A 22,086-nucleotide genomic window follows, 5' to 3' on the forward strand; every position below is an offset into this window, starting at 1 on the left:
CAGTAGGAGGCGGTCCGACCGCCGCGACATGGCGACGGCTGCCACAACCGTGGCACCCCCGAGGGCGTACGCCCTATTGCGCAGGGGCCGTTGTGCTGCTAGATCCTGTCGCTTACCGGCGCGGTATGCCCGGTGTGGCGTCAGGCGGCGACCATGGCCGGCAGTTCGGCCGCGACCGCCAGGTCCGCGCCCGTCGCTGCCCGCACCTCGTCCACGGTCACCCCGGGCGCCAACTCGCGGAGCGTCAGCCCGTCCCGGGCGACGTCCACCACCGCCAGATCCGTGATCACCCGTTGCACCACACCCCAGCCGGTGAGCGGCAGCGTGCACTCCTCGACGAGCTTGGGGGAACCATCGCGGGCCGTGTGTTCCATCAACACAATGACCCGCCGGGCACCGTGGACGAGATCCATGGCGCCGCCCATACCCTTGACCATTTTGCCGGGGATCACCCAGTTCGCCAGATCGCCGGAGGCGGACACCTGCATGGCGCCCAGGACCGCGACATCGATGTGCCCGCCGCGGATCATGCCGAACGACAGCGCCGAGTCGAAGTACGAGGCCCCGGGCAGGGTGGTCACCGTCTCCTTGCCGGCGTTGATCAGGTCGGGCCGCACCTCGTCCTCGTAGGGATAGGGACCGACGCCGAGAATGCCGTTCTCCGACTGGAGCACCACCTCGATCCCTGCCGGCAGGTGGTTGGGGATCAGCGTGGGCAGCCCGATGCCCAGGTTGACGTACGAGCCGTCAGCCAGTTCCCGGGCGGCCCGGGCCGCCATCTGATCACGCGTCAGAGCCATTTCGGACGTCCCCTTCCTGCCGCGCACGCGTGGTGCGCCGTTCGATGCGCTTCTCGGCCGCCGGATCAGCGGCCGTCACATGGACCACCCGCTGGACGAAGACACCGGGCAGATGAATCCGGTCCGGTTCCAGTTCGCCGGGTTCGACCAGCTCTTCGACCTCGGCGACGGTGATCCGGCCGGCCATCGCGGCCAGCGGGTTGAAGTTGCGGGCGGAGGAGTGGAAGACGAGATTGCCGTGCCGGTCTCCGACGGCGGCCCTGACCAGGGCGAAGTCGGTGGTGATCCCCTCCTCCAGGAGGTACTCCCGGTCCCCGAAGACACGGGTCTCCTTCGGCGGTGAGGCGAGGGCGACCGTGCCGTCGGGGTGGTGGCGCCACGGCAGTCCGCCCTCCGCGATCTGCGTGCCGGCCCCGGCGGGCGTATAGAACGCCGGTATGCCGCAGCCGCCCGCGCGCAGCCGCTCCGCCAGGGTGCCCTGGGGCACGAGTTCCACCTCCAGTTCGCCGCCGAGGTACTGGCGGGCGAACTCCTTGTTCTCGCCCACGTAGGAGCTGGTCATCCTGGAGATGAGGCGTTCGCGGAGCAGCAGCCCGAGTCCCCAGTCGTCCACTCCGCAGTTGTTCGACACCACCCGCAGCCCGCCGGTCTGCCGGTCCAGCAGGGCATGGATGAGCGCACTGGGTATCCCGCACAGGCCGAAGCCGCCCACGGCCAAGGACGCCCCGTCGGGGATGTCCGCGATCGCGTCGGCCGCATCAGCGACCACTTTGTCCAAACCCATCCGAAGGCCCTTCGTTCCGACACGCTAAGCAGCCGGGAGGTCCCCATGGCGAGGAACCTCCCGCATCGACTTCAAGCGAGCCTAGGAAGCGCCACGGACCGGGACCATGGCGATCACCCACATAGACAGAGCGACATGTGTGGTGGCTGGTACGGGCTACGGACGGCGTGGCAGGTCGATTTCGGCCCGTACGGTCTTCCCCACGGGAGCGCGGTCGAGCACGCACCACCGGTCGGCCAGCGCCTCGACGAGCAGCAGCCCACGCCCGGAGTCCTCCCCCGGGCCGGGCGCGCCCAGGCAGCCCGGCGCGGGCGGCCGCGTCTCGCCCCGCGTGTCGGAGACCTCGATCCGCAGGACCGCGCCCGAGGCCCGGGTCAGCGTGAGCTCGAAGTCCCGGCCGGGGACGCGGCCGTGCGTCACGGCGTTGGCGGCCAGCTCGGCGACGATCAGGGCGGCTGCGTCGGAGAGATCGCTGCCATGTGGCATGCCCCAGCGGTCGAGCTGGTGGACGGCGAGATGCCGGGCGAGACGTGCGCCGCGCGGCGTGGAGCTGAAGCGCTGGGTGAACACACGTACGGTGACGGGCGTTTGGGCGCTCGTTGCCGGGATGGGCTTGGCGGGGGTCGTCATGGCCGCCAATCTGGCCTGGCCATACCCCGGTTCTCCAGCTCAACGACCCGTACGCTGAGTCAGCGTACGGGTACGAAGGGTGGACGGTACGGGTAACGAAGCGTGACGATGGGCGGGTTGCGACACGTACGCGGAGGTGGCCGAGATGGTGGCGGACGGGACGGGCGAGGCGGCGGATGGCGGGGGCACCTGCGGGCCCCCGGCGGGTGCGGGAGCGGAACCGGAGAGTTCCGACAGCTTGAAGGCGTTCGGGGAGGTCGTCAAGGCCTTCCGCAAGCGGGCGCGGCTGACGCAGGAACAGTTCGCGCCACTGGTGCGCTACTCGGTGCCGACCGTCGCGTCGATCGAACAGGGCCGCAGGTTCCCGCCGGCGGACTTCGTGGAACGGGCGGAGGAGGCCCTGGACGCGTTCGGGACGTTGCGGGGCGCGGCACGGCATCTGTCGCGGCGGCCGGGGTTGGCGAGCTGGTTCCGGCAGTGGGCGCGGCTGGAGGCGGAGGCGGTCACACTTGACACGTACGAGTGCCGGTTGGTTCCTGGACTCCTCCAGTCGGAGGGGTACGCGCGGGCGGTGTTCGCGCAGAGCGTGCCACCGCTCAGGGATGACCAGGTGGAGGCGCAGGTGACTGCCCGGCTGGACCGCCAGCGACTGCTGGGGGACCGGCCCAACGTGCCCTTCAGCTTCATCGTCGAGGAGTCGATGTTCACGCGGTGTCTCGGGGGTGACGAGGTCATGCGGGGCTTACTTGAGCACGTCCTGGACCGCGTGGCGCTGCGGAACGTCGAGATCCAGATCATGCCTGCGAGGCAGCAGGAACACGCGGGCCTGGACGGGGCCATGCGAATCCTGGAAACCCCCGACCACAAGTGGCTCGGGTACGCCGAAGGACAGCAGTGGGGGCAGCTGGTCGCGGACCCGAAACAGGTCAGCGTCCTGCTCCAGCGGTATGCAAAACTGCGCTCACAGGCTCTTGCCCCCGCGGACTCCGTGAGCCTGCTGGAGCGAATGCGAGGAGCGCTATGAGCAGCACCCCCGAACTGGTCTGGTTCAAGAGCAGCTACAGCGGCACTCAGGGCGACGACTGCGTCGAGGTGGCGACGACCTCCGAGACGGTCCACGTCCGGGACTCCAAGGTCGAGCAGGGCCCTCAGCTCGCCCTCACGCCCACATCGTGGACACGCTTCGTCTCGTACGCCACCCAGGCCTAGGGGCCTGTCCGGCCCTGACCCGCCGGACAGGCCCTAACGCCGTCGGTCTGCCGCTTCTCGGGCGATGCCGGCGTAGAGGCGGAAGATGGCCGGCCGGGCCTCGCCGTTCTCTCGTTCGTCCAGGGCTGCCCAGCACCGGGCGATCAGCCCACGGGCCTGGGCGCCGGGCCAGGGCTGGGGCAGGAGCTGAGGCGGCAGCAGCGGGTCGGGTTCCATGGCGCGGGTGAGTTCGGCGGCCAGCTCGACCGCGATGGTGAGGAGTTCGGACGCGGAGAGTCCGGCAGAGCCGGTGAGCCGGTCGAGGCGGGACCGGGCGATGCGGCTGAGGCGGTGGTAGCGGTCGGCGATCTCCTGCTGGGGCCAGAGGAGGCGGGCGAGACCGACGGGGTCTCGTGTGTCGCCCTTTCGCAGGTCCGTCGTGGTGAGGAGGGTGAGCGCGCCGTGGGCGCCGAGGCGGTGGGCCGCGTCCTCGACGTACGGTTCCCAGGCGTTGGCGCAGACGTACAGGCCGCCCTGGAGCGGGGCGCCGCCGAGGTGGACGAGCGTTTCGCGCAGGGAGTCCCGGGACGTGCGCGCCGATTCGGGCACCGCGAAGGCGGCCAGGTGCCAGACGCCGTCCCAGGGTGCGAGCCCGGCGTCCTGTCGGAACGCGTGCTGCATGAAGTCCACGTTGGGGGCAAGGACGCGGGTGGTTTCCGCCGTCGCGTGCAGGAGTGCCTTGCGGCCGCGGCCCTCGTGGGTGAACCGGCCCTCGGCCACGAGGCGTTTGACGCACAGCCGTACCTGCTGGTCACTCATGCCGAGGGTCACTGCGACGGTGTAGAGCTCGTCCGCGCTGACCGTGCCGTCCTCGCGGATCAGCGCGTGGACGAGCATGCGGGTGGGGACCTCGATGCGGTCGGTCACGGTGTTCAGAACCCTCGCGCCAGTACGGGGCGGTGCATGGTGGTCACCGCGCCGAACCCCAGCAGCCCGCGCAGGTAGGGCGTGTGCTCGGTCCGTACGGCGGTGAAGCCGCGCCGCTCGTACAGGGCCCTGGCGCGCGGGTTGGTGTCGATCACGTCCAGTCTGATCTGCCGGCAGTCCTGCTCCGCCGCGACGGCAGCCACTTCCTCGATGAGCAGACTCCCGACGCCGCGGCCGCGCATGCCCGGGTCCACGGCGATACCGTCCATGACGAGCTGCCCGCGGGCCGGACGGCGTTCGAACAGGGCGAGGAGCAGGACCCGGTGCAGCCCGCGCAGGTATCCGTAGGTGCGCAGCACGTCGGACGCCGATCCCCCGGTGAGGGCCCGGCCGTCGAGCTGGTAGCCGGCGAGGCCGACGAGCTCCCCGTCGAGGAGTGCGCAGACCGCGCGATCGGCGTTCAGGTGGGCGGCGATGAAGGGCACCGCCTTGTCCGGCGGGTTCAGCGCGGGGCCGAGTTTGCGGCCGAAGGCGTTCCAGTACAGCTCGGCCGCCCGCCGCTCGGCTCCGGCCGGAACGCCCCGCCGGACCGTCACCGGTCCGATGCCGGTTCCCGTCGTGTTCGCTTCCATGCCGCGGCCCCCTTCTCGCTCTTGCCCTGGACTAAAACTATCATCTACGCAACGATCGTGGATGCAACGATAGTTTTGATCCCGCGCAGACCTGAACCGAGGTGGTCAGACCCCATGCGCCCAGAGATCCGGCCCCGACGGTGCGGGCTCCGCATCGTCGTGTGGTCACTCGTCACCGTCCTGGTCGCCGCCGCCGGTCTTGGCGGTGTGGTCCTGTGGAACCACTCCTACGACATGGACGAGCAGCGCGTCTCGATCCGCCACGGCGGCCACACCCTCAACGGCGTACTGGCCACCCCCAGGGACGGCCGCAAGCGCCACGGCCTGGTCGTGTACGTCCACGGCGACGGCCCCATCGACGCCACCCACGAGGACGGCTACAAGCCCATGTGGGAGGCGAACGCCAAGGCCGGGTACGCGACCCTCTCCTGGAACAAGCCCGGCATCGCGGGCGCACCCGGCAACTGGCTCGACCAGTCCATGGACGACCGGGCCAACGAGGCAGCCGCCGCCATCGCCTGGGCCCGCGCCCGCCCGGACATCGACGGCGACCGGATCGGGCTCTGGGGCGCCAGCCAGGCGGGCTGGGTCCTGCCGAAGGTCGCCGCCAGGACGCCCGTGAGCTTCGTCCTCGCCGTCTCGCCCGCGATCAACTGGCGCCGGCAGGGCCGCTACAACCTCGGCGCCGAACTGCGCGCCGACGGTGCGTCAAAGGCCCGCACCGAGGCGGCAGTCGCGAAGAGCGACACCACCCGCCGACTGCTGGAACGCCACGCGACCTTCGAGGAGTACGTCAGGGCGATGGGCGGCGACGCGGACGGCATGACCGCCGGCCGCTGGGGCTTCGTCTCCAAGAACCACACCGCGGACGCGACGCAAGACCTCCGCGCCCTGCGCGGCATACCGGTGCTGCTGACCCTCGCGGGCCACGACATCAACGTGGACACCGCCGACACCGAGCGCGTCTACCGCAAGGTGGTGGCCGAAGGCGGCGCGCTGATGGTCAAGCACTACCCGGACGCGACCCACTCACTGCTCAAGCAGTCCATCGAGCGGTCGGACCTCAGGACCACACTCACCGCCATCTTCTCCCCCCGCTCGCTCTTCGCGGACGGATTCCTCGACGACCAGCAGCAGTTCCTGCGGGATCTCGCGGCCCACAGCACGGTCACTTCGCGATGAGTTCCCTGAGTGCGATGTTGAGCTGGAGGACGTTCACCCGGGGCTCACCGATGAAGCCGAGGGTCCGGCCGTCGGTGTGGTCCGCGACGAGCTGCTCGACCTGCTTGACGTCGAGGTGGTTCCGCTCGGCGACCCGGTGCACCTGGAGCTTCGCGTACTCCGGGGAGATGTGCGGGTCCAGGCCGGAGCCGGAGGAGGTGACGGCGTCGGCCGGCACGTCCGAGGGCTTCACCTCGTACGTGGCCGTGGAGTTGTCCTTGATTACGGCGGCCTTGGCGTCGGTGACCCACTGGATCAGATCCTCGTTGTCGCCGGACCGGTTGGTCGCGCCGGACAGGATCAGCGAGTACCGCGTGTTGACGCTGTTGGAGCCCAGGCCGTTGGACGGACGCGGCTGGAACCACTTCAGGTCCGGGCGCGCGGGCTCCTCGGCGTCGTCGGGGTTGTTCATCGGCAGGTTGTACGTCTGGCCGATCAGCTCTGAACCGACCACCCTGCCGCCGGACCTGATCTCGGAGCCGTTGGCCTTGTCGGGGAAGAGGGCCTGCGCAACGCCGGTGACGGCGAGCGGGTAGATGACGCCACAGATGACGGTCAGGACCAGGAGGGCGCGCAGCCCTGCCCCGATCAGCCGTGCGGTGCTGCCGAGAGAGTTGTTCATGGTCGTCACCCGATGCCAGGGATGAGGGAGATGAGCAGGTCGATGAGCTTGATGCCGATGAACGGTGCGATCAGGCCGCCGAGGCCGTAGATCCCGAGGTTGCGGCGGAGCATCTTGTCCGCGCTGGTCGGCCGGTACCGCACGCCCTTCAGCGCCAGCGGCACCAGCGCGATGATGATCAGCGCGTTGAAGATGACGGCCGACAGGATCGCCGACTCCGGGGAGGACAGGTTCATGATGTTGAGCTTGTCCAGGCCCGGGTGGACCACCGCGAACATCGCCGGGATGATCGCGAAGTACTTCGCCACGTCGTTGGCGATCGAGAAGGCCGTCAGCGCTCCCCGGGTGATCAGGAGCTGCTTGCCGATCTCGACGATCTCGATGAGCTTGGTCGGGTTGGAGTCCAGGTCGACCATGTTCCCGGCCTCCTTGGCGGCCGAGGTGCCGGTGTTCATGGCCACGCCGACGTCCGCCTGAGCCAGCGCGGGAGCGTCGTTCGTGCCGTCGCCGGTCATCGCGACGAGCTTGCCGCCGGCCTGTTCGCGCCTGATCAGCGCCATCTTGTCCTCGGGGGTGGCCTCGGCGAGGAAGTCGTCGACGCCGGCCTCCTCCGCGATGGCCTTGGCGGTCAGCGGGTTGTCGCCCGTGATCATGACGGTCTTGATGCCCATGCGGCGCAGTTCGTCGAACCGCTCCCGCATGCCGGCCTTGACGACGTCCTTGAGGTGGATGACACCCAGCACGCGGGCGCCCTTGTCGTCCTCGACGGCGACGAGCAGAGGTGTCCCGCCGGCTTCGGAGATCTTGTGTGCGATCTCGTCGGCGTCCTCGACGATGTTGCCGCCGCGCTCCTCGACCCAGGCGATCACCGAGCCGGTCGCGCCCTTGCGGACCTTGCGGGCCGCACCGTTCTCGGAGAGGTCGACACCGGACATGCGGGTCTGGGCGGTGAAGGCCACCCACTCGGCTCCGGCCAGCTCGCCCTGGTGGCGCTCGCGCAGTCCGTACCTGCTCTTGGCGAGTACGACGATCGAGCGGCCCTCGGGAGTCTCGTCGGCCAGCGAGGAGAGCTGGGCGGCGTCGGCCAGTTCGGCCGCCGTGACGCCCTTGACCGGGACGAACTCGGCGGCCTGCCGGTTGCCGAGGGTAATCGTGCCGGTCTTGTCGAGCAGCAGGGTGGAGACGTCGCCGGCGGCCTCGACCGCGCGGCCCGACATGGCCAGCACGTTGCGCTGCACGAGCCGGTCCATGCCCGCGATGCCGATAGCGGAGAGGAGCGCGCCGATCGTCGTCGGGATCAGGCAGACCAGCAGGGCGGTCAGCACGATCAGCGACTGCTTCGCGCCGGCGTAGACGGCGAACGGCTGCAGGGTGACGACCGCGAGCAGGAAGACGATCGTCAACGAGGCCAGCAGGATGTTCAGCGCGATCTCGTTCGGGGTCTTCTGCCGGGCGGCCCCCTCGACCAGGCTGATCATCCGGTCGATGAAGGTCTCCCCCGGCTTCGTCGTGATCTTGATGACGATGCGGTCGGAGAGCACCTTCGTACCGCCCGTGACCGCGCTGCGGTCGCCGCCGGACTCGCGGATGACCGGCGCCGACTCCCCGGTGATGGCCGACTCGTCGACCGACGCGACACCCTCCACGACGTCACCATCGCCCGGGATGATGTCGCCGGCCTCGCAGACCACCAGGTCGCCGATACGCAGATCGGTGCCGGGCACCCGCTCCTCGATCTTGCCGTTGAGCCGGCGCGCGACGGTGTCGGTCTTCGCCTTGCGCAGGGTGTCGGCCTGCGCCTTGCCGCGGCCCTCGGCCACCGCCTCCGCCAGGTTGGCGAAGATGGTGGTCAGCCACAGCCAGGCCGTGATCGCCCAGCCGAACCAGTCACCGGGGTCCTTCAGTGCCAGCACGGTGGTGACCACCGAGCCTATGAGCACCACGAACATCACGGGCGACTTGATCATCACCCGCGGGTCGAGCTTGCGAATGGCGTCCGGGAAGGACTTGATCAGCTGCTTGGGGTCGAACAGCCCCCCGCCGACCCGCCCGTGCTCCGTCGTGTGACCGGTCGGCACGTCCGAGTGCGGCGCCCGGGTCGGAGTGACAGTGGACATGGAGCCGGGCTCCTCATGCTTCTTGATGTCGGTGGTCATGCCGCCAGCCCCTCGGCGAGCGGACCCAGCGCCAGCGCCGGGAAGTAGGTCAGACCGGTAATGATCATGATCGTGCCGACCAGCAGCCCGGTGAAGAGCGGCTTCTCGGTACGGAGGGTGCCCGCGGTCTCCGGCACCGGCTTCTGCTCGGCGAGCGAACCGGCCAGCGCCAGGACGAACACCATCGGCAGGAACCGGCCCAGCAGCATCGCGATACCGATGGTGCTGTTGAACCACTGGGTGTCGGCGTTCAGACCGGCGAAGGCGGAGCCGTTGTTGTTGGCGCCCGAGGTGTACGCGTAGAGGATCTCGGAGAAGCCGTGCGCACCGGAGTTGGTCATCGAATCGGCCGGGGTGTCCAGCGCCATCGCCGCGGCGGTGAAGCCGAGCACCAGCGCCGGGGTGATCAGGATGTAGCAGGCCGCCAGCTTGATCTCACGGGTGCCGATCTTCTTGCCGAGGTACTCGGGCGTACGGCCGACCATCAGGCCCGCGATGAACACCGCGATGATCGCCATGATCAGCATGCCGTAGAGGCCGGAACCAACCCCGCCGGGCGCGATCTCGCCGAGCTGCATGCCCAGCATGGTGATACCGCCGCCGAAGCCGGTGTAGGAGGAGTGGAAGGAGTTGACCGCGCCGGTCGAGGTGAGCGTGGTGGCCACCGCGAAGATCGACGAGCCGCCGATCCCGAAGCGGGTCTCCTTGCCCTCCATGGCGCCGCCAGCGATGTCGAACGCCGGGCCGCCGTGGTGGAACTCGGTCCACATCATCAGCGCGGTGAAGCCGAGCCAGATCGTGGCCATCGTGCCGAGGATCGCGTACCCCTGCTTGATGGAGCCGACCATCTTGCCGAAGGTGCGGGTCAGCGCGAACGGGATCAGCAGGATCAGGAAGATCTCGAAGAGGTTCGAGAACGGATTCGGGTTCTCGAAGGGGTGGGCCGAGTTGGCGTTGAAGTAACCGCCACCGTTGGTGCCCAGCTCCTTGATGACCTCCTGCGAGGCGACGGCCCCGCCGTTCCACTGCTGACTGCCGCCCATGAACTGGCCGACCGAGTGGATGCCGGAGAAGTTCTGGATGGCGCCGGCCGCGACCAGGATGATCGCGCCGATCACCGAGATGGGGATCAGGATGCGGACGACACCGCGGACCAGATCGGCCCAGAAGTTGCCGAGCTCACCGGTGTGGGACCGCGCGAAGCCCCGTACGAGCGCGACCGCGACGGCCATGCCGACGGCGGCCGAGACGAAGTTCTGCACCGCGAGGCCGCCGGTCTGCACGACGTGGCCCATGGCCTGCTCGCCGTAGCACGACTGCCAGTTGGTGTTCGACACGAAGGACGCGGCGGTGTTGAACGCCTGGTCCGGGTCGATGGAGGAGAAGCCGAGCGAGCCGGGAAGGCTGCCCTGGATCCGCTGCAGAAGGTAGAGGAAGAGGACGCTCACCGCGGAGAAGGCGAGCACGCCGCGCAGATAGGCGGGCCAGCGCATCTCGGCGTGGGGGTTGGCGCCGACGGCCCGGTAGATCCACTTCTCCACGCGCAGATGCCTGGTCGAGGAGTAGACCCGGGCCATGTAGTCGCCGAGCGGACGGTATGCCAGAGCGAGCGCAGCGAGGAGCGCGAGCAGCTGGAGCACCCCCGCGAGGAACGGGGTCATCAGGGCTCAGAACCTCTCCGGGTACACAAGGGCGAGGACGAGGTAACCCAGCAGGGCGGCGGCCACGATCAGGCCGACGATGTTCTCGGCAGTCACAGCTTCGCCACCCCCCTGGCGATGAACGCCACCAGCGCGAAGACCGCGAGAGTGGTGACGACGAAGGCCACGTCGGCCATCGTGAGCTCCTGAAAGAGGTTCGGAAATGTTCGGACCTCTCGAGGAAAGCCCATCCCTGAGCCGGCATGCGCGCCGTTGACGGGGCTCTTACGGCCGGGGACCTGCCCCTGACGACTCCCTAACGCCCACCCCTCCGACCTGCGAGGAGGAACATCGCCGCTCGTGGCCGGACCGCGAGCTCGTCCTGTTCCCGTGACAACCGCCCCAGCCGGCTGCTGGCCTGGACCGCCGGATTCCGGCTGGAGCATGAGTACGTCCACCACGTCACCGGAAAGCCCGCCTCGCGGAGCATGACCGGAGCGAGAATCTCCGCATGAGCCCCGGCCGGGCATCACACCAGTTCGGCGAAGGTCTCCACGGCCTGGGTCCGCCCGGTGACGATGATGATGTCCCCGGTCCGTACGACCGTCTCGGCGGTGGCGTACGTGAAGCCCTCGCCGGTGCGCTTGATACCGACCACCGTGATCCCGTACCTCGCGCGGACCCCGAGCTCGCCGAGCGAACGCCCAGTGGCGGAAGCAGGCGCGACCGTCTTGGCCAGGGCGTAGTCGTCGTCGAACTCGATGAAGTCGAGCATGCGCCCGGTGACGAGGTGGGCCACCCGCTCACCCATGTCGTGCTCGGGCAGCACCACATGGTGCGCGCCGACACGCTCCAGAATCCTGCCGTGCTGGCGGCTGACCGCCTTGGCCCAGATGCGCGGAACGCCCGCGTCGGCGAGGTTGGAGGTGACCAGGATGCTTGCCTCGAGAGCGTCACCGATGCCCACCACGGCTCTGGGAAACTCCCCCACTCCGAGTTGCGCCAGAGCCTCGGGGTCGGTGCAGTCCGCGGCGGCCGTGTGCGTCAGTTCGTCGCGCAAGCGCTGCACCAGGGTGGCATCGGAGTCCACGCCCAGGACGTCCCAGCCGCGACGCATCAGCTCGGCGCCGAGGGAGAATCCGAAGCGCCCCAGCCCGATCACCGCGACCCGGGAGTCGAGTGCGCCCGCAGCGCCGGCGGCATCGTTCCGGTGAGAGAGACGGCGGGTGCGACGCGTGCTGCGGCGCAGTCGGTGCACGTAGCTAGCCAATGACGGGTCGCTCCTCGGGCAGCTGGTAGCGGCGGCCGCGTTCGCGCAGCGCGAGCGCGGAGGCCAGGGTGATCGGGCCGATCCGGCCGATGAACATCAGGGCGACCAGGATGAGCTGCCCGGCCACCGGCAGATCACCGGTGATGCCCGTGGTCAGCCCACAGGTTCCGAACGCCGAGGTGGCCTCGAAGAGGACCGCCTCGAGCGGCTCGTCACTGATCGTCAGCAGAAGGATGGTGGCGAGCATGACCGCACCCACACCCAGCAGCGCGACGGTCAGTGCCTGGCGCAGTACGGAGGGCGCGACGCGGCGGCCCATCACCTCCACGCCGGTGTCGCCGCGCGCCTCGGCGAGAATCGCCACGGCCAGCACGGCGAACGTGGTGACCTTGATTCCCCCCGCGGTGCCCGCACTGCCGCCGCCGATGAACATGAGCACGGTGGTGCCGAGCAGAGTCGCGGGCTCCATCTCCCCGACGGCAACGCTGTTGAAGCCGGCGGTCCGGGAAGTGACGGCGTTGAAGAAGCCGTTGGTGAGCTTGTCCGGCCAGGTGAGCGGTCCGAGGGTCCCCGGGTTGGTCCACTCCAGCAGCCAGGTGAACACACTTCCCACGGCGAGCAGGACAGCGGTGGTGAGGAGGGTGAGCCTGGTGTGCAGCGACCAGCGGCGGGCGGACCGTGCGAACGCGCCCGAGCGGCTGCTGCGCAACAGTTCCATCAGCACGGGGAAGCCGATACTGCCGAGGATGCAGGCCATGGCGATCGGCAGCATGACCCAGATGTCGGAGGCGTAGCCGACGAGATTGTCGGGGCGCAGCCCGAAGCCGGCGTTGTTGAACGCCGAGACCGAGTGGAACACCCCGTAGTACACCGCCTCCCCGATCGGCTGCCCGTGGCCGAAGCGGAAGCGGAGCATGAGCCATGCGCCGACGGCCAGTTCCACGACCAGGGTGATCCTGGCGACGCCGAGCAGGACCCTGCGGACCTCCCCGATCCCCAGGCTCTGCGTCTCGGCCTGAGCGGTCAGCTGCAGACCCAGCCGGAGCCGGCCCGAGACCAGCAGCCCGAGGAGTGAGGCGAACGTCATGATGCCGAAGCCGCCGAACTGGATCAGGCCCAGGACCACGACCTCGCCGAACGTGCTCCAGTGACTGCCGGTGTCGACGACGGAGAGCCCTCCGGACATCGCGCCGGTCGCGGTGAACACGGCGGTCACCACGCTCGTCGCCCGCCCGTTCTCCGCCGACACGGGGAGGACGAGCAGCACGGTGCCGAACGCGATGGCCACGGCGAAGGCACCGACCACCACCCGCGACGGATGGGCGAGCAGCGCTGCCCATCGCGTGCGGTCCATGCCGTGTCCCTTCGTTGCCGACACCGCCACCAAAATAGAGGCAATCCGTGACGAAAGGTGTGTACCGCGTCGTACGGGACGCCTGTGCGGTCCGGGCGCTCTACAGCCGGCAGCGCAGCCGGCAGCGCAGCCGGCAGATCACCGCGTCGGTGTCGCGGCGGACGGCGTGCGCGACGACTGCGCCACGCTGGTTCTGCAGCACCCGCTGCCACAGCCGGGCCGGCTCGACCTCGGGGATGAGCACGGTGATCCTGGTGCCCGGATCGGCGGCGGCCAGCTCCCGGACGTATGCCGCCAGTGGGCGGCCGATGGCGCGCCGGTCCGACGGGACGCGGACGAGCGGGACCCCGGGGTTCCACAGGTCCCAGTCCCGCTCCAGCGCTTCGGTCTGCGCCCGGTCCTCGGGGTCGGAGTGGCACACGGTCACCGCGCGCACCTCGTCGCCGAGAGACACCGCGGCGGTCAGGGCCTCACTGGTGAGCCGGGTCAGGGAGGAGACCGGGACCAGGACCAACGAACGTTCGCAGTGCGGGGATTCCGGGATGCAGCCGACACCGAGGCGCTCACCGATCCGGCCGTACGTACGGTGGACGCACTCGAACCCGGAGACCAGCAACGGCAGGGCGACGACGATCAGCCAGGCGCCGTCGTGGAACTTGGTGGCGGTGACGACGACCGCGCTGACACCCGTGAGCAGCGCGCCCAGTCCGTTGAGCACCGCCTTGCCGCCCCACGAGTGGCCGCGGACAGCGAGCCAGTGGAGGACCATTCCGGTCTGGGCGATGGTGAAGCCGACGAAGACGCCGATGGCGAAGAGCGGCACGAGGGTGTTGGTGTCACCGGCGGAGAAGGGCAGCAGCGCGGCGGAGACGGTGGCGAGGGTGAGGACACCGTGCCGGTGGACCTGGCGGTCGGCCTTCAGCCCGAAGACGTGCGGCAGGTAGTTGTCGCGGGCCAGCAGCCTGAGCAGGACCGGCAGCCCGCCGAACGACGTGTTCGCCGACAGGGCCAGCAGCACCGTCGTGGCGAACTGGATCACGTAGAAGGCGAGATTGTGGCCGAAGGACGCGTCGGCGAGCTACGCCAGCACGGTGACGCCCTCGACCGGCTGGAGCCCGAAGCGGGAGATCAGGACGGACAGGCCGATCAGCATCACACCGAGCAGCACGCCGAGCGCGACCTCGGCATGCTGGGCGCGGCGGCGGCCGGGGCGCGGAAGGGGCCGCGATCGGCTGCGCCGCAGTGCTCCTCGCGCTGCTGCTGCTGACCGACGGCGCTTCCGGCGGCATCACCGTCCCGCGCGCCGTCCTGTGGACCGGGCTTGCCGTCCTGCTGTTCGTGGTGCTGCTGCCGCCGCGAGTGACGGCCGGCGAGGGCTGGCTCGCCTCAGCAGCCTCGTGAGGGAGCGATGCGTGAGGACCGATCAGTTGGTGGCCGTCCGCTGGTCCGACGGCGTCGCGCAGCGCCTGATCCTGCGCGATCTGAACGGCGGACGGGTCGAACTGGACCCGCGGGTGCTCATCGCCAATCCGCAGCTGTGGCGTCTGCTGGACGAGGGTGCCCGTGCCTCCCTGGGCCGAGGGACGCTGCTGTGCGGGGCGATCGCACTGAAGCAGCTGTCACGGAGGATCGACGGCGATACCGCCCAGTCGGTCTTCAAGGTCTCCGGCCTGGACTAGAGAGAGCGCCCTACTCAAGCGGCTGGTGATCGGCCGACGGCCGCCAGGTCCACGTCCTTCGTCTCCCGGTACCGGAAGAACGAGACAGTGCTGATCAGGCAGAGCACCACGACGTACCACTGGTACCAGGAGGCGTGGCCGTGCGCGGCGAGGTACTCGATCAGGTATGGCGCCGTACCGCCGAACAGGGCCACCGTCAGCGCGTACGGCAGGCCGACGCCGCTCGACCGCACCGACGTCGGGAACATCTCCAGCGTCGCCGACGGCGCGGCCGCCGCGTAGCAGCCGAACAGCAGCAGCGCCACCGTCATCACCACGCCCAGCCGCACCGCCGAGTCCGACAGCAGCCCGAAGAGCAACGGCGACAGACAGGCGAACCCACCGCCGAACACCAGCAGCAGTGGACGGCGCCCGAACCGGTCGGCTGCCATGCCGAACAGCGGGAGCACGGCCATGAACACCACCTGCGCGACGACGGCGGCCCACAGCGCGGTGTTCGCCGGTACGCCGTACCGGAGTTGGGCGTACAGCGGCAGGTACGAGGCGAAGGTGTAGTAGACGACGGTCGCGCCCAGCGTGAAGCCGACCACGCGGATGGCAGCGCGCGGGTGCGTACGCAGCACCTGCCTCGCCGGGTTGCGGGGCCGCTCCGATGCCGCGTCGAAGACGGGTGTCTCGCGCATCCGGCCGCGCAGGTACCAGCTGTACACGGCGAGCAGCGCGCCGAGCGCAAAGGGCACCCGCCAGCCCCAGCTTCCCAGTTGGGCGGGGGTGAGCGTGTGGTGCAGCAGCAGCGCGAGCAGCGTGGCCGCGAGCGTGCCGAGGGTGGTGCTGATGTAGACGGCGCTGGAGTACAGGCCGCGGCGCCCGCCCGGCGCGATCTCGTTCACGTACGTGCTCATCGCCGCGCCCTCGCCGCCCGCGGACAGCCCCTGCAGCGCCCTGGCCACCACCAGCAGCACCGGGGCCAGTACGCCGACCGTCCGGTAGGGCGGGGCGAGCGCGATCAGGAGGCTGCCGCCCGCCATCATCAGCATGGACAGCCGCAGCGCGGCGCTCCGGCCGTTGCGGTCGCAGTACGCGCCGATCAGCGCCCCGCCGAGCGGCCGGAACAGGAACCCGACGGCGAACACCGACAGGGTCTGCAGGACGTTCGTGGTGGCATCGCCCGACGGATGGAGGTGCGGGCCGAGCAGCGCGGCGAACGTCACGAACGTGGCCCAGTCGAACCACTCCATGGCGTTGCCGATGGAGGCGATCACCACCGGCCGCAGCCGGTCCCGCCTCACGGGTACGCGACGCGCCTCCGCGGCAAGGGTGTTCACGATGCCGTCCTCTCGTGCCGTGAGCGTGTGGCGGGTGTGGTGCCGAGCCGTGCGCGTATGTCGTCGGCCTCGGCGACGCCGATCTCGGTGAACGCTTCCAGGGCCTGGGTCCAGTAGTCCCGCGCCCGCGGGAGGTCGGCGTCGAACGCGGCGACGGAACCCAGGACGTGCTGGGCCCTCGCGATGTTCAGACGCTGCGCGGTCGGCTGCGACAGGGCGAGCGCCAGCTGTGCGCACTCCTCGGCGCGGTGCGGGTCGCCCAGCCTCAGGTAGAGCGGGGCCAGTTCCAGCAGGACCTTGCTGCGGGCGATGTGGTTCACGCTCCCCTCGGCGAGGGAGCGGGCCGCCTCGGCGTGCCCGGCGGCGTCCTCACGGCCCAGCAGGCCGTCGGTGACGGCCATGCGGGCCAGCGCGTACGCCTCGCCGTCGACGTAGCCGATCTGCCGGGCCCCGTCGAGCGCGGTGGCCGCGTAACGGGCCGACCCCGGCAGCGAGTCGAGGCCCGCGCTGATGGCCGACAACAGGCACAGGGTCTCCACCTCGTAGGTGCGGTCGCCGCACTCCTGGAAGGAGTTCAGCGCCCGCTGCGCCGAGTCGAGCGCGGTCTCGTGCCGGCCGATGTCCAGGTCGACGAGGGCAAGCCCGTACAGCGAGATGCTCCTGTCGTACGAGGAATCGATGGACTCTGACACCTTCAGCGCCCGGGTGAAACAGGACCTCGCCTCCGCCAGCTCTCCGGTGGCCTGCCGCACCAGGCCCAGGTTGCGCAGGCTGTACGAGCTGATGTGGTGCAGGCCGAGGCCGCCCGCGGTGGCCAGTGACGCGGTGAGGCATTCGGTGGCGCGCGCCATGTCGCCCTGCGTCCAGTGGATGAACCCCAACAGGCCCTGGGTGGTGGCCTCGAGCCGGGGTGACCGGAGGCCGTGCGCGACGTCGAGCGCCTGCCGTGCGGCCTCCTCGGCCCGCACTCCGCGGCCCAGGCTGAGGTGGGCGAGGCTCATGTTGTTGAGCGTGGCCGCGACCTCCTCGGCCATGCCGAGCCGGTCGTGCAGCGCGAGGCTCTTCTCCTGGTGCGCGATGGCCCGCTCGTAGTCGCCAAGCGTGTTGTGGAGGTTGGCGAGGCTGCGGTGCATGGCCGCGATGCCGCGCTCGTCGTGGTGGGTCTCGGCGGCGGACAGGCCGATTCGGGTGGTCTCCCGCCATTCGGTGCGGTACTTGCCGGTCCAGAAGAAGCCGCGCAGCGCGTCGGCCACGTGCCAGGACAGGTGATGCGCGCCATGCGTGCCGAAGTGGCGCACACAGGCCATCAGATTGCGCCGCTCGGCCAGCAGCCAGGCCATCGCGTGGCTCTCGTTCGGGAACTGCGGCGCGTCGAGCGTCGCCTTCGGCCTCTCCGGCTGGGCGAGCCGCACGAACTCCGAGTAGAGGACATCGGCCGCGGCGCAGGCGCCCGCGAGGTACCAATGGCCGAGCCGTTCCAGGGCCTCGGCCCGCTCCCGCGCGGAGTGCTCGGCGAGCGCGCGGTCCTGTGCGTACTCGCGCAGGAGGTCGTGGAACTGGTACCGGCCCGGGGCGGGTTGCTGCAACAGGCTCGCCGTCTCCAGGCGGCTCAGACCGGTCCGTGCCTGCGCCTCGCTGATGTCGGCGAGCACCGAGACGGCAGCGGGGGTGAAGTCGGAGCCGGGGAAGAGCCCGGCGAGGCGGAAGACCGCGCGGTCGTCCGGGGTCAGCGCGTCGTACGACAGGGCGATGGCCGTGGAGACGGCGGAGGTGGTGTCGCCGTCGACGGACAGGGCGGCGAGGCGGTTGCCGCGCCGCAGACTCTCGAGATAGTCCTCGGTCTGCCCGCCCGGGGCGCCGATCAGGTTGGCCGCGGCGATCCGCAGCGCGAGCGGCAGACAGGAGCACAGGGCAACGACTTCGCGTACCACGTCCGGCTCGATCGCCACCGCGGCCTGCCGCATCATGCCGGTAACCAGCTCGGCCGACTCCCGAGGGCTGAGCGTACCGACCCTGATCACCTGGGCGCCGTGCGTGACGGCGAGCGAGCGCAACTGCCGCCTGCTGGTGATCAGTACGGAGCATCCTGCGTCCCCGGGGATGAGCGGCAGCACCTGCTCGACGCTGGACGCGTTGTCCAGCACCACCAGCACCCTCTTCCCGGTCAGCTTCGACCGGTAGAGGTTGGCCTGTTCGACCGGGTCGACCGGGATCTGGTCCGCCGGCGCACCGAGGCTGCGCAGGAACTGTGAGAGCACCTGGTCCGGCGGGAGCGGCGCGTGCGCCCCGCCCTGCTCGTAGCCGCGCAGGTTCACGTACAACTGCCCGTCCGGGAACGCGCCCCGCACCCGGCTGCCGAGCCACACCGCGAGCGCCGTCTTGCCGACGCCGGGCGGCCCGGACAGCACCACGACCGGGACGCCGGTACGGTCCGGCGCCGGCGGAAGCATCGTCTCGACCCGGTCGACGACGTCGTCCCTGCCGACGAATCCCATGGTCAGGGGCGGGAGTTGCGCGGGCACCGTGACAGCCTCGCCCACGCCGGGGCGCGGCCCGTTCGGGGCGGCGAGGGCGGGGTCGGATTCGAGGATGCCGGTGTGCAGGGCGCGCAGCCGCTCGCCGGGTTCGACGCCGAGCTGCTCGACCAGTTCGCGGCGGGCCTGCTGGTAGACGTCCAGCGCCTCCGCCTGCCGCCCCGAGCGGTACAGAGCCAGCATCAGCAGGCTCCAGAAGTTCTCCCGTAAGGGGTTGTCCAGGGCGGCGGTGCGCAGGTCCTTCACCAGCTGCCCGTGCCTGCCGAGGTGGAGTTCGGTCTCGAAGTACGCCTCCAGCGCGCCGAGCCGCTCATCCTCCAGGGCCAGGGACTCGTCACGGCGCAACGAGTCCGACGGTACGTCCGCGAGCGGCGCACCCCTCCAGGCGCTCAGCGCCTCGGCCAGCAGCCGCGCCCGCTCCTCCGGCGTCTCGGCCTGCCGCGCGAGCCCGACCAGGCGGCGGAACCGCGTGAGGTCCAGCTCCGCGTCGGCCACGTCGATCCGGTAGCCGCCGACCGCCGTCTCCACCAGGTCGGCGTCGCCGAGCAGCATCCGCAGCCTTCGTACGTACGTGTGCAGTGCTCCGCGTGGATTCGAGGGCTTGCGCTCGTCCCACAGCCAGTCGGCGAGGCGGTCGTTGTCCACGACCTCGCCGGACCGCAGCAGCAGCGCCGCCAACAGCACCCGGAGCTTCCCGGAATCAATTACCAATTCTTTGCCGGCGACGCACGCGGAGAGCGTCCCGAGTACCCCAAAGCTATGCCCGGCGCGATGCGCCGGGACGCTTGGCGATGGGACGAATTCGTTTCGTTCCATGCAGTTCTTGCCATCCCCCGTAGGCGTGTGCACAGCCTCCCCGCGCTCACGCGCTGCGCCATTGCCGGAGCGCGAGCATGGGGACTGTTCAGTTGTGCGTTTGCCACCATAAGGGATGCCGAAGACGGGCCGGGGGCGCCGCCTTGTTTGATGGGTCACATGGTAAGGTCCGCCGCGGCCGCATCTGAACGGCGGCCGAAATCGGGGGACTTGGTGATCGAAAGACTGCTGCCGAGAAGCGTTGCGGTGGCCGAGGACGTCAGTGACGCGCCCGGTGAAGAGAGTGCCCTTTCGCCGGCCGAACGGGCGCTGATCGCGGCGGCATTGCCCGAGCGAAGGGACCAGTTCGCCGCCGGGCGCGGCTGCGCGCGCCGCGCGATGGAGCTGCTCGGCGAGGAGCCGCGGCCCGTGCCCGCAGATGCGACGGGGGCTCCTGTCTGGCCGTCGGGGCTGGTGGGGAGCATCACGCACTGCCGGGGGTACCGGGCCGCGGCGCTCGCCCGCCGCGCCGATGTCACGGCGCTCGGCATCGACGCCGAGCCGAACCTGGGGTTGCGCGACGGCGTCCTGGAGCTTGTCTCGTCCGCCCGGGAGCGGGTGCGACTGACGGAGCTGGCGGCGGCCCTGCCCCAAGTCCACGTGGACCGGTTGTTGTTCAGCGCCAAGGAGGCGGCATACAAGGCGTGGTATCCATTGCACGGGATCCGGCTGGGTTTCCGAGATGCGGAACTCACGCTGTCCGGGCGGGTCTGTGACAATGGCGTCGGTGGTTCTGGGGACTTGGCAGAGGGGACCTTCCGGGTCCGCTTGAGTGGGCGCAGTGGTGCGGCGCGGGAATTCCGCCACGAAGTGCTCCACGGCCGTTGGGCGGTACGGGATTTCCTCATCATGACGGCCGTTGCGCGGGAGTGACGGGCTCCTCTCCGTTTCAACTTCCGGACTTCTTGTTCAATACGTAACCGTGTTCACCCACGGTGCACAGTCTCCTTCGTACGCGACATTCAAGTTCTGCGCAGATGGTCGACGACCAGCGAGCTGATGGTCGACGACCAGTGCGGCGGGAAGATGTGGCCCATGCCGGCGATCCGCCACAGGTGTGCCCGCGGGATCACCCGACGCAGTTCCTCGCCGTGCTCCATGGGGAAGACGGGGTCCCGCTCGCCGTGCACGACGAGCGTCGGTACGTCGAGGGCGGCGATCCGGCCGGTGAGCGGGGGTGTGCGGTCCAGGGCCGCCGCATGGCGCCACGCAGTGTCGGGGCCGTGGCCGCGGTCCTTCACGCGCCTGACCAGATCGATCCAGTACGGCCGGTCGAACGGTACGGAGGGTCCGACCAGCACCTGCCAGCCGTCGACGGCCGCGGCCAGGCTCTCCTCGGGCCCCTGGGGCGGGGACGCGGCGAGCCGGGCGGCGCGCTCCAGCATCGGCCGGCGTGGACCGGGCAGTCCGGTGCGCGGCGGCAGTCGTACGTCGCCGTTCGCATCCGGGGAACTGGACAACAGCACCAGCGACCGGACGAGTTCGGGCCGGTCGAGCGCGAGCAGCTGAGCCACCATGCCGCCGACGGACTGACCCACCACGTGTGCCGGGCCGAGCTCGAGCCCCACGATCACGTCGGCGGCGTCCGCGGCGAGCGTCGACAGGTCGTACTCGTCGTCGGACTTCCCCGACCTGCCGGTGTCGCGGTGGTCGTAACGCACCACGAAGTGGCCGTCCCTGGCGAGCAGCCGGCACAGCTCGTCCGGCCACACGATGCCCGGCGCCGTGCCGCCCATCACCAGCAGCACCGCCGGATCGCCGCGGCTGCCGAACGTCTCCGTCCACAGTCGCAGACCGTCCCGCGTCGCGATTGGCCTCTCCATCGGGCTGTCTTTTTCCCTTGGTAGGGTGCGGTGGACCGCTGATCATCCGTCCTGGGGGAACAGAATGACCCGCGCACGCACGGCACTTGTCCTGGTTGATCTGCAGCGGTGGATCGTCGACATGCCGTGGCAGCCGGTAGGCGGTGACGTCGTGGCCGACGCCTGCGGAAGGCTGCGCGAGCACTTCGCGAACACCGGCTCCTCGCCCGTCGTGCTCGTCCGCTACGTACGAGAGGACGGCGCCGACGGCGGCATCGGCGCCGCCCCCAACCAGCTGGTCTCCGGTTTCGAACCGCGTACCGGCGAGCACCTGGTGACCAAGCACGGCCTCGACGCCTTCGACGGCACCGACCTCCACGACCGGCTTCGCGGCGAAGGCGTCACCGAGGTCGTGGTCGCCGGACTGTCCACCGCGCACGGTGTCGCGTCCACCGCCGCGACGGCGCTGCGTCTGGGCTACGGGGTAGTCGTCGTCTCGGACGCCACGGCCAGTGTGGACGAGGCACAGCACCGCGCGGCACTCGACCGCCTCACCGCGCTCGGCGCCGGCACCGCCGTGGTGGCGGACCTGACGACCGCGAAGGCCGGCCGGAACTGACCCTCGTGGCCCGGCAGTGCGACGCGGTCCGGCCTCAAGCCGACCGGA

The 22,086-nt window shown here is 70.1% G+C and carries 22 protein-coding genes and 1 pseudogene; 7 read left to right on the top strand and 16 right to left on the bottom strand.

Annotation, left to right across the window (positions count from 1 at the left end; all coding sequences use genetic code 11):
- Window positions 1-140 precede the first annotated feature (140 nt).
- From ACWV17_RS06040 to ACWV17_RS06050, 3 genes are all read right to left on the bottom strand, one after another.
- Window positions 141-800, bottom strand: a complete 660-nt coding sequence (locus ACWV17_RS06040) for a CoA transferase subunit B (RefSeq protein WP_455358788.1) — start codon at window positions 798-800, stop codon at window positions 141-143.
- Entirely contained in the window at window positions 784-1,584 is an 801-nt protein-coding gene (locus ACWV17_RS06045) for a CoA transferase subunit A (protein WP_455358789.1), read from the bottom strand. Before ACWV17_RS06045 ends, ACWV17_RS06040 begins: the two co-directional genes overlap by 17 nt.
- A gap of 156 nt (window positions 1,585-1,740) precedes the next feature.
- A complete protein-coding gene (locus tag ACWV17_RS06050; protein WP_455358790.1) occupies window positions 1,741-2,214 on the bottom strand; it encodes an ATP-binding protein in 474 nt (157 codons plus the stop codon).
- Between the two features lie 145 nt (window positions 2,215-2,359).
- Between ACWV17_RS06050 and ACWV17_RS06055 the strand changes: the two genes are divergently transcribed.
- Entirely contained in the window at window positions 2,360-3,238 is an 879-nt protein-coding gene (locus ACWV17_RS06055; RefSeq protein ID WP_455358910.1) for a helix-turn-helix domain-containing protein, read from the top strand.
- Window positions 3,235-3,423 carry a DUF397 domain-containing protein gene (locus tag ACWV17_RS06060; RefSeq protein WP_455358791.1) on the top strand — a complete coding sequence of 63 codons (189 nt, stop codon included), beginning with the start codon at window positions 3,235-3,237 and terminating at the stop codon, window positions 3,421-3,423. Before ACWV17_RS06055 ends, ACWV17_RS06060 begins: the two co-directional genes overlap by 4 nt.
- Window positions 3,424-3,456: 33 nt before the next feature.
- Here the strand turns inward: ACWV17_RS06060 and ACWV17_RS06065 are convergent, their stop codons facing one another.
- Together ACWV17_RS06065 and ACWV17_RS06070 are read right to left on the bottom strand one after the other, a co-directional pair.
- The gene (locus ACWV17_RS06065; RefSeq protein WP_455358792.1) at window positions 3,457-4,329 is read right to left on the bottom strand and encodes a PaaX family transcriptional regulator C-terminal domain-containing protein; all 873 of its coding nucleotides are present in this window, start codon (window positions 4,327-4,329) and stop codon (window positions 3,457-3,459) included.
- Window positions 4,330-4,334: 5 nt separating this feature from the next.
- Window positions 4,335-4,961: a GNAT family N-acetyltransferase gene (locus ACWV17_RS06070; RefSeq protein WP_455358793.1), complete on the bottom strand. Its 627-nt coding sequence runs from the start codon at window positions 4,959-4,961 to the stop codon at window positions 4,335-4,337.
- A 114-nt stretch (window positions 4,962-5,075) separates the two neighbouring features.
- On the opposite strand from ACWV17_RS06070, the gene ACWV17_RS06075 reads away from it, so the two are divergent.
- The gene (locus tag ACWV17_RS06075) at window positions 5,076-6,143 is read left to right on the top strand and encodes an alpha/beta hydrolase family protein (protein ID WP_455358794.1); all 1,068 of its coding nucleotides are present in this window, start codon (window positions 5,076-5,078) and stop codon (window positions 6,141-6,143) included.
- Here ACWV17_RS06075 and ACWV17_RS06080 read toward each other — a convergent pair.
- From ACWV17_RS06080 to ACWV17_RS06115, 8 genes and pseudogenes are all read right to left on the bottom strand, one after another.
- Window positions 6,130-6,804, bottom strand: coding sequence for a potassium-transporting ATPase subunit C (locus ACWV17_RS06080; RefSeq protein WP_455358795.1), 675 nt, complete (start codon window positions 6,802-6,804; stop codon window positions 6,130-6,132). The genes ACWV17_RS06075 and ACWV17_RS06080 overlap by 14 nt on opposite strands.
- 5 nt (window positions 6,805-6,809) lie before the next feature.
- Entirely contained in the window at window positions 6,810-8,960 is a 2,151-nt protein-coding gene (kdpB, locus tag ACWV17_RS06085; protein WP_455358796.1) for a potassium-transporting ATPase subunit KdpB, read from the bottom strand.
- A complete protein-coding gene (kdpA, locus tag ACWV17_RS06090; protein ID WP_455358797.1) occupies window positions 8,957-10,621 on the bottom strand; it encodes a potassium-transporting ATPase subunit KdpA in 1,665 nt (554 codons plus the stop codon). The genes kdpB and kdpA overlap by 4 nt, the downstream gene beginning before the upstream one ends.
- A gap of 6 nt (window positions 10,622-10,627) precedes the next feature.
- On the bottom strand, window positions 10,628-10,717 hold the full coding sequence (kdpF, locus tag ACWV17_RS06095; RefSeq protein ID WP_455351953.1) for a K(+)-transporting ATPase subunit F: 90 nt from the start codon (window positions 10,715-10,717) through the stop codon (window positions 10,628-10,630).
- Window positions 10,714-10,851, bottom strand: a complete 138-nt coding sequence (locus tag ACWV17_RS06100) for a hypothetical protein (protein WP_455351952.1) — start codon at window positions 10,849-10,851, stop codon at window positions 10,714-10,716. The genes kdpF and ACWV17_RS06100 overlap by 4 nt, the downstream gene beginning before the upstream one ends.
- 278 nt (window positions 10,852-11,129) lie before the next feature.
- Window positions 11,130-11,870 carry a potassium channel family protein gene (locus ACWV17_RS06105; protein WP_455351951.1) on the bottom strand — a complete coding sequence of 247 codons (741 nt, stop codon included), beginning with the start codon at window positions 11,868-11,870 and terminating at the stop codon, window positions 11,130-11,132.
- On the bottom strand, window positions 11,863-13,224 hold the full coding sequence (locus ACWV17_RS06110) for a TrkH family potassium uptake protein (protein WP_455358798.1): 1,362 nt from the start codon (window positions 13,222-13,224) through the stop codon (window positions 11,863-11,865). Before ACWV17_RS06110 ends, ACWV17_RS06105 begins: the two co-directional genes overlap by 8 nt.
- A gap of 100 nt (window positions 13,225-13,324) precedes the next feature.
- Window positions 13,325-14,434 (bottom strand): annotated as a pseudogene (locus ACWV17_RS06115) (amino acid permease); the annotation flags it as partial.
- 32 nt (window positions 14,435-14,466) lie between these two features.
- On the opposite strand from ACWV17_RS06115, the gene ACWV17_RS06120 reads away from it, so the two are divergent.
- Together ACWV17_RS06120 and ACWV17_RS06125 are read left to right on the top strand one after the other, a co-directional pair.
- Window positions 14,467-14,625 (top strand): hypothetical protein, encoded by a 159-nt coding sequence (locus tag ACWV17_RS06120; RefSeq protein WP_455358799.1) that lies wholly within the window; start codon window positions 14,467-14,469, stop codon window positions 14,623-14,625.
- An 11-nt stretch (window positions 14,626-14,636) separates the two neighbouring features.
- Window positions 14,637-14,903 carry a hypothetical protein gene (locus tag ACWV17_RS06125; RefSeq protein ID WP_455358800.1) on the top strand — a complete coding sequence of 89 codons (267 nt, stop codon included), beginning with the start codon at window positions 14,637-14,639 and terminating at the stop codon, window positions 14,901-14,903.
- Between the two features lie 14 nt (window positions 14,904-14,917).
- Here ACWV17_RS06125 and ACWV17_RS06130 read toward each other — a convergent pair whose 3' ends face one another.
- Window positions 14,918-16,228: an MFS transporter gene (locus tag ACWV17_RS06130; protein ID WP_455358801.1), complete on the bottom strand. Its 1,311-nt coding sequence runs from the start codon at window positions 16,226-16,228 to the stop codon at window positions 14,918-14,920.
- Window positions 16,225-19,446: a BTAD domain-containing putative transcriptional regulator gene (locus ACWV17_RS06135; protein WP_455351947.1), complete on the bottom strand. Its 3,222-nt coding sequence runs from the start codon at window positions 19,444-19,446 to the stop codon at window positions 16,225-16,227. Before ACWV17_RS06135 ends, ACWV17_RS06130 begins: the two co-directional genes overlap by 4 nt.
- A gap of 378 nt (window positions 19,447-19,824) precedes the next feature.
- Between ACWV17_RS06135 and ACWV17_RS06140 the strand changes: the two genes are divergently transcribed.
- Entirely contained in the window at window positions 19,825-20,490 is a 666-nt protein-coding gene (locus ACWV17_RS06140) for a 4'-phosphopantetheinyl transferase family protein (RefSeq protein ID WP_455358802.1), read from the top strand.
- A gap of 89 nt (window positions 20,491-20,579) precedes the next feature.
- Here the strand turns inward: ACWV17_RS06140 and ACWV17_RS06145 are convergent, their stop codons facing one another.
- The gene (locus ACWV17_RS06145; protein ID WP_455358803.1) at window positions 20,580-21,440 is read right to left on the bottom strand and encodes an alpha/beta fold hydrolase; all 861 of its coding nucleotides are present in this window, start codon (window positions 21,438-21,440) and stop codon (window positions 20,580-20,582) included.
- A gap of 64 nt (window positions 21,441-21,504) precedes the next feature.
- Here ACWV17_RS06145 and ACWV17_RS06150 point away from each other — a divergent pair, with 64 nt between their 5' ends.
- Entirely contained in the window at window positions 21,505-22,038 is a 534-nt protein-coding gene (locus ACWV17_RS06150; RefSeq protein WP_455358804.1) for a cysteine hydrolase family protein, read from the top strand.
- Window positions 22,039-22,086: the final 48 nt, after the last annotated feature.

Source organism: Streptomyces mabaensis (assembly GCF_053763515.1).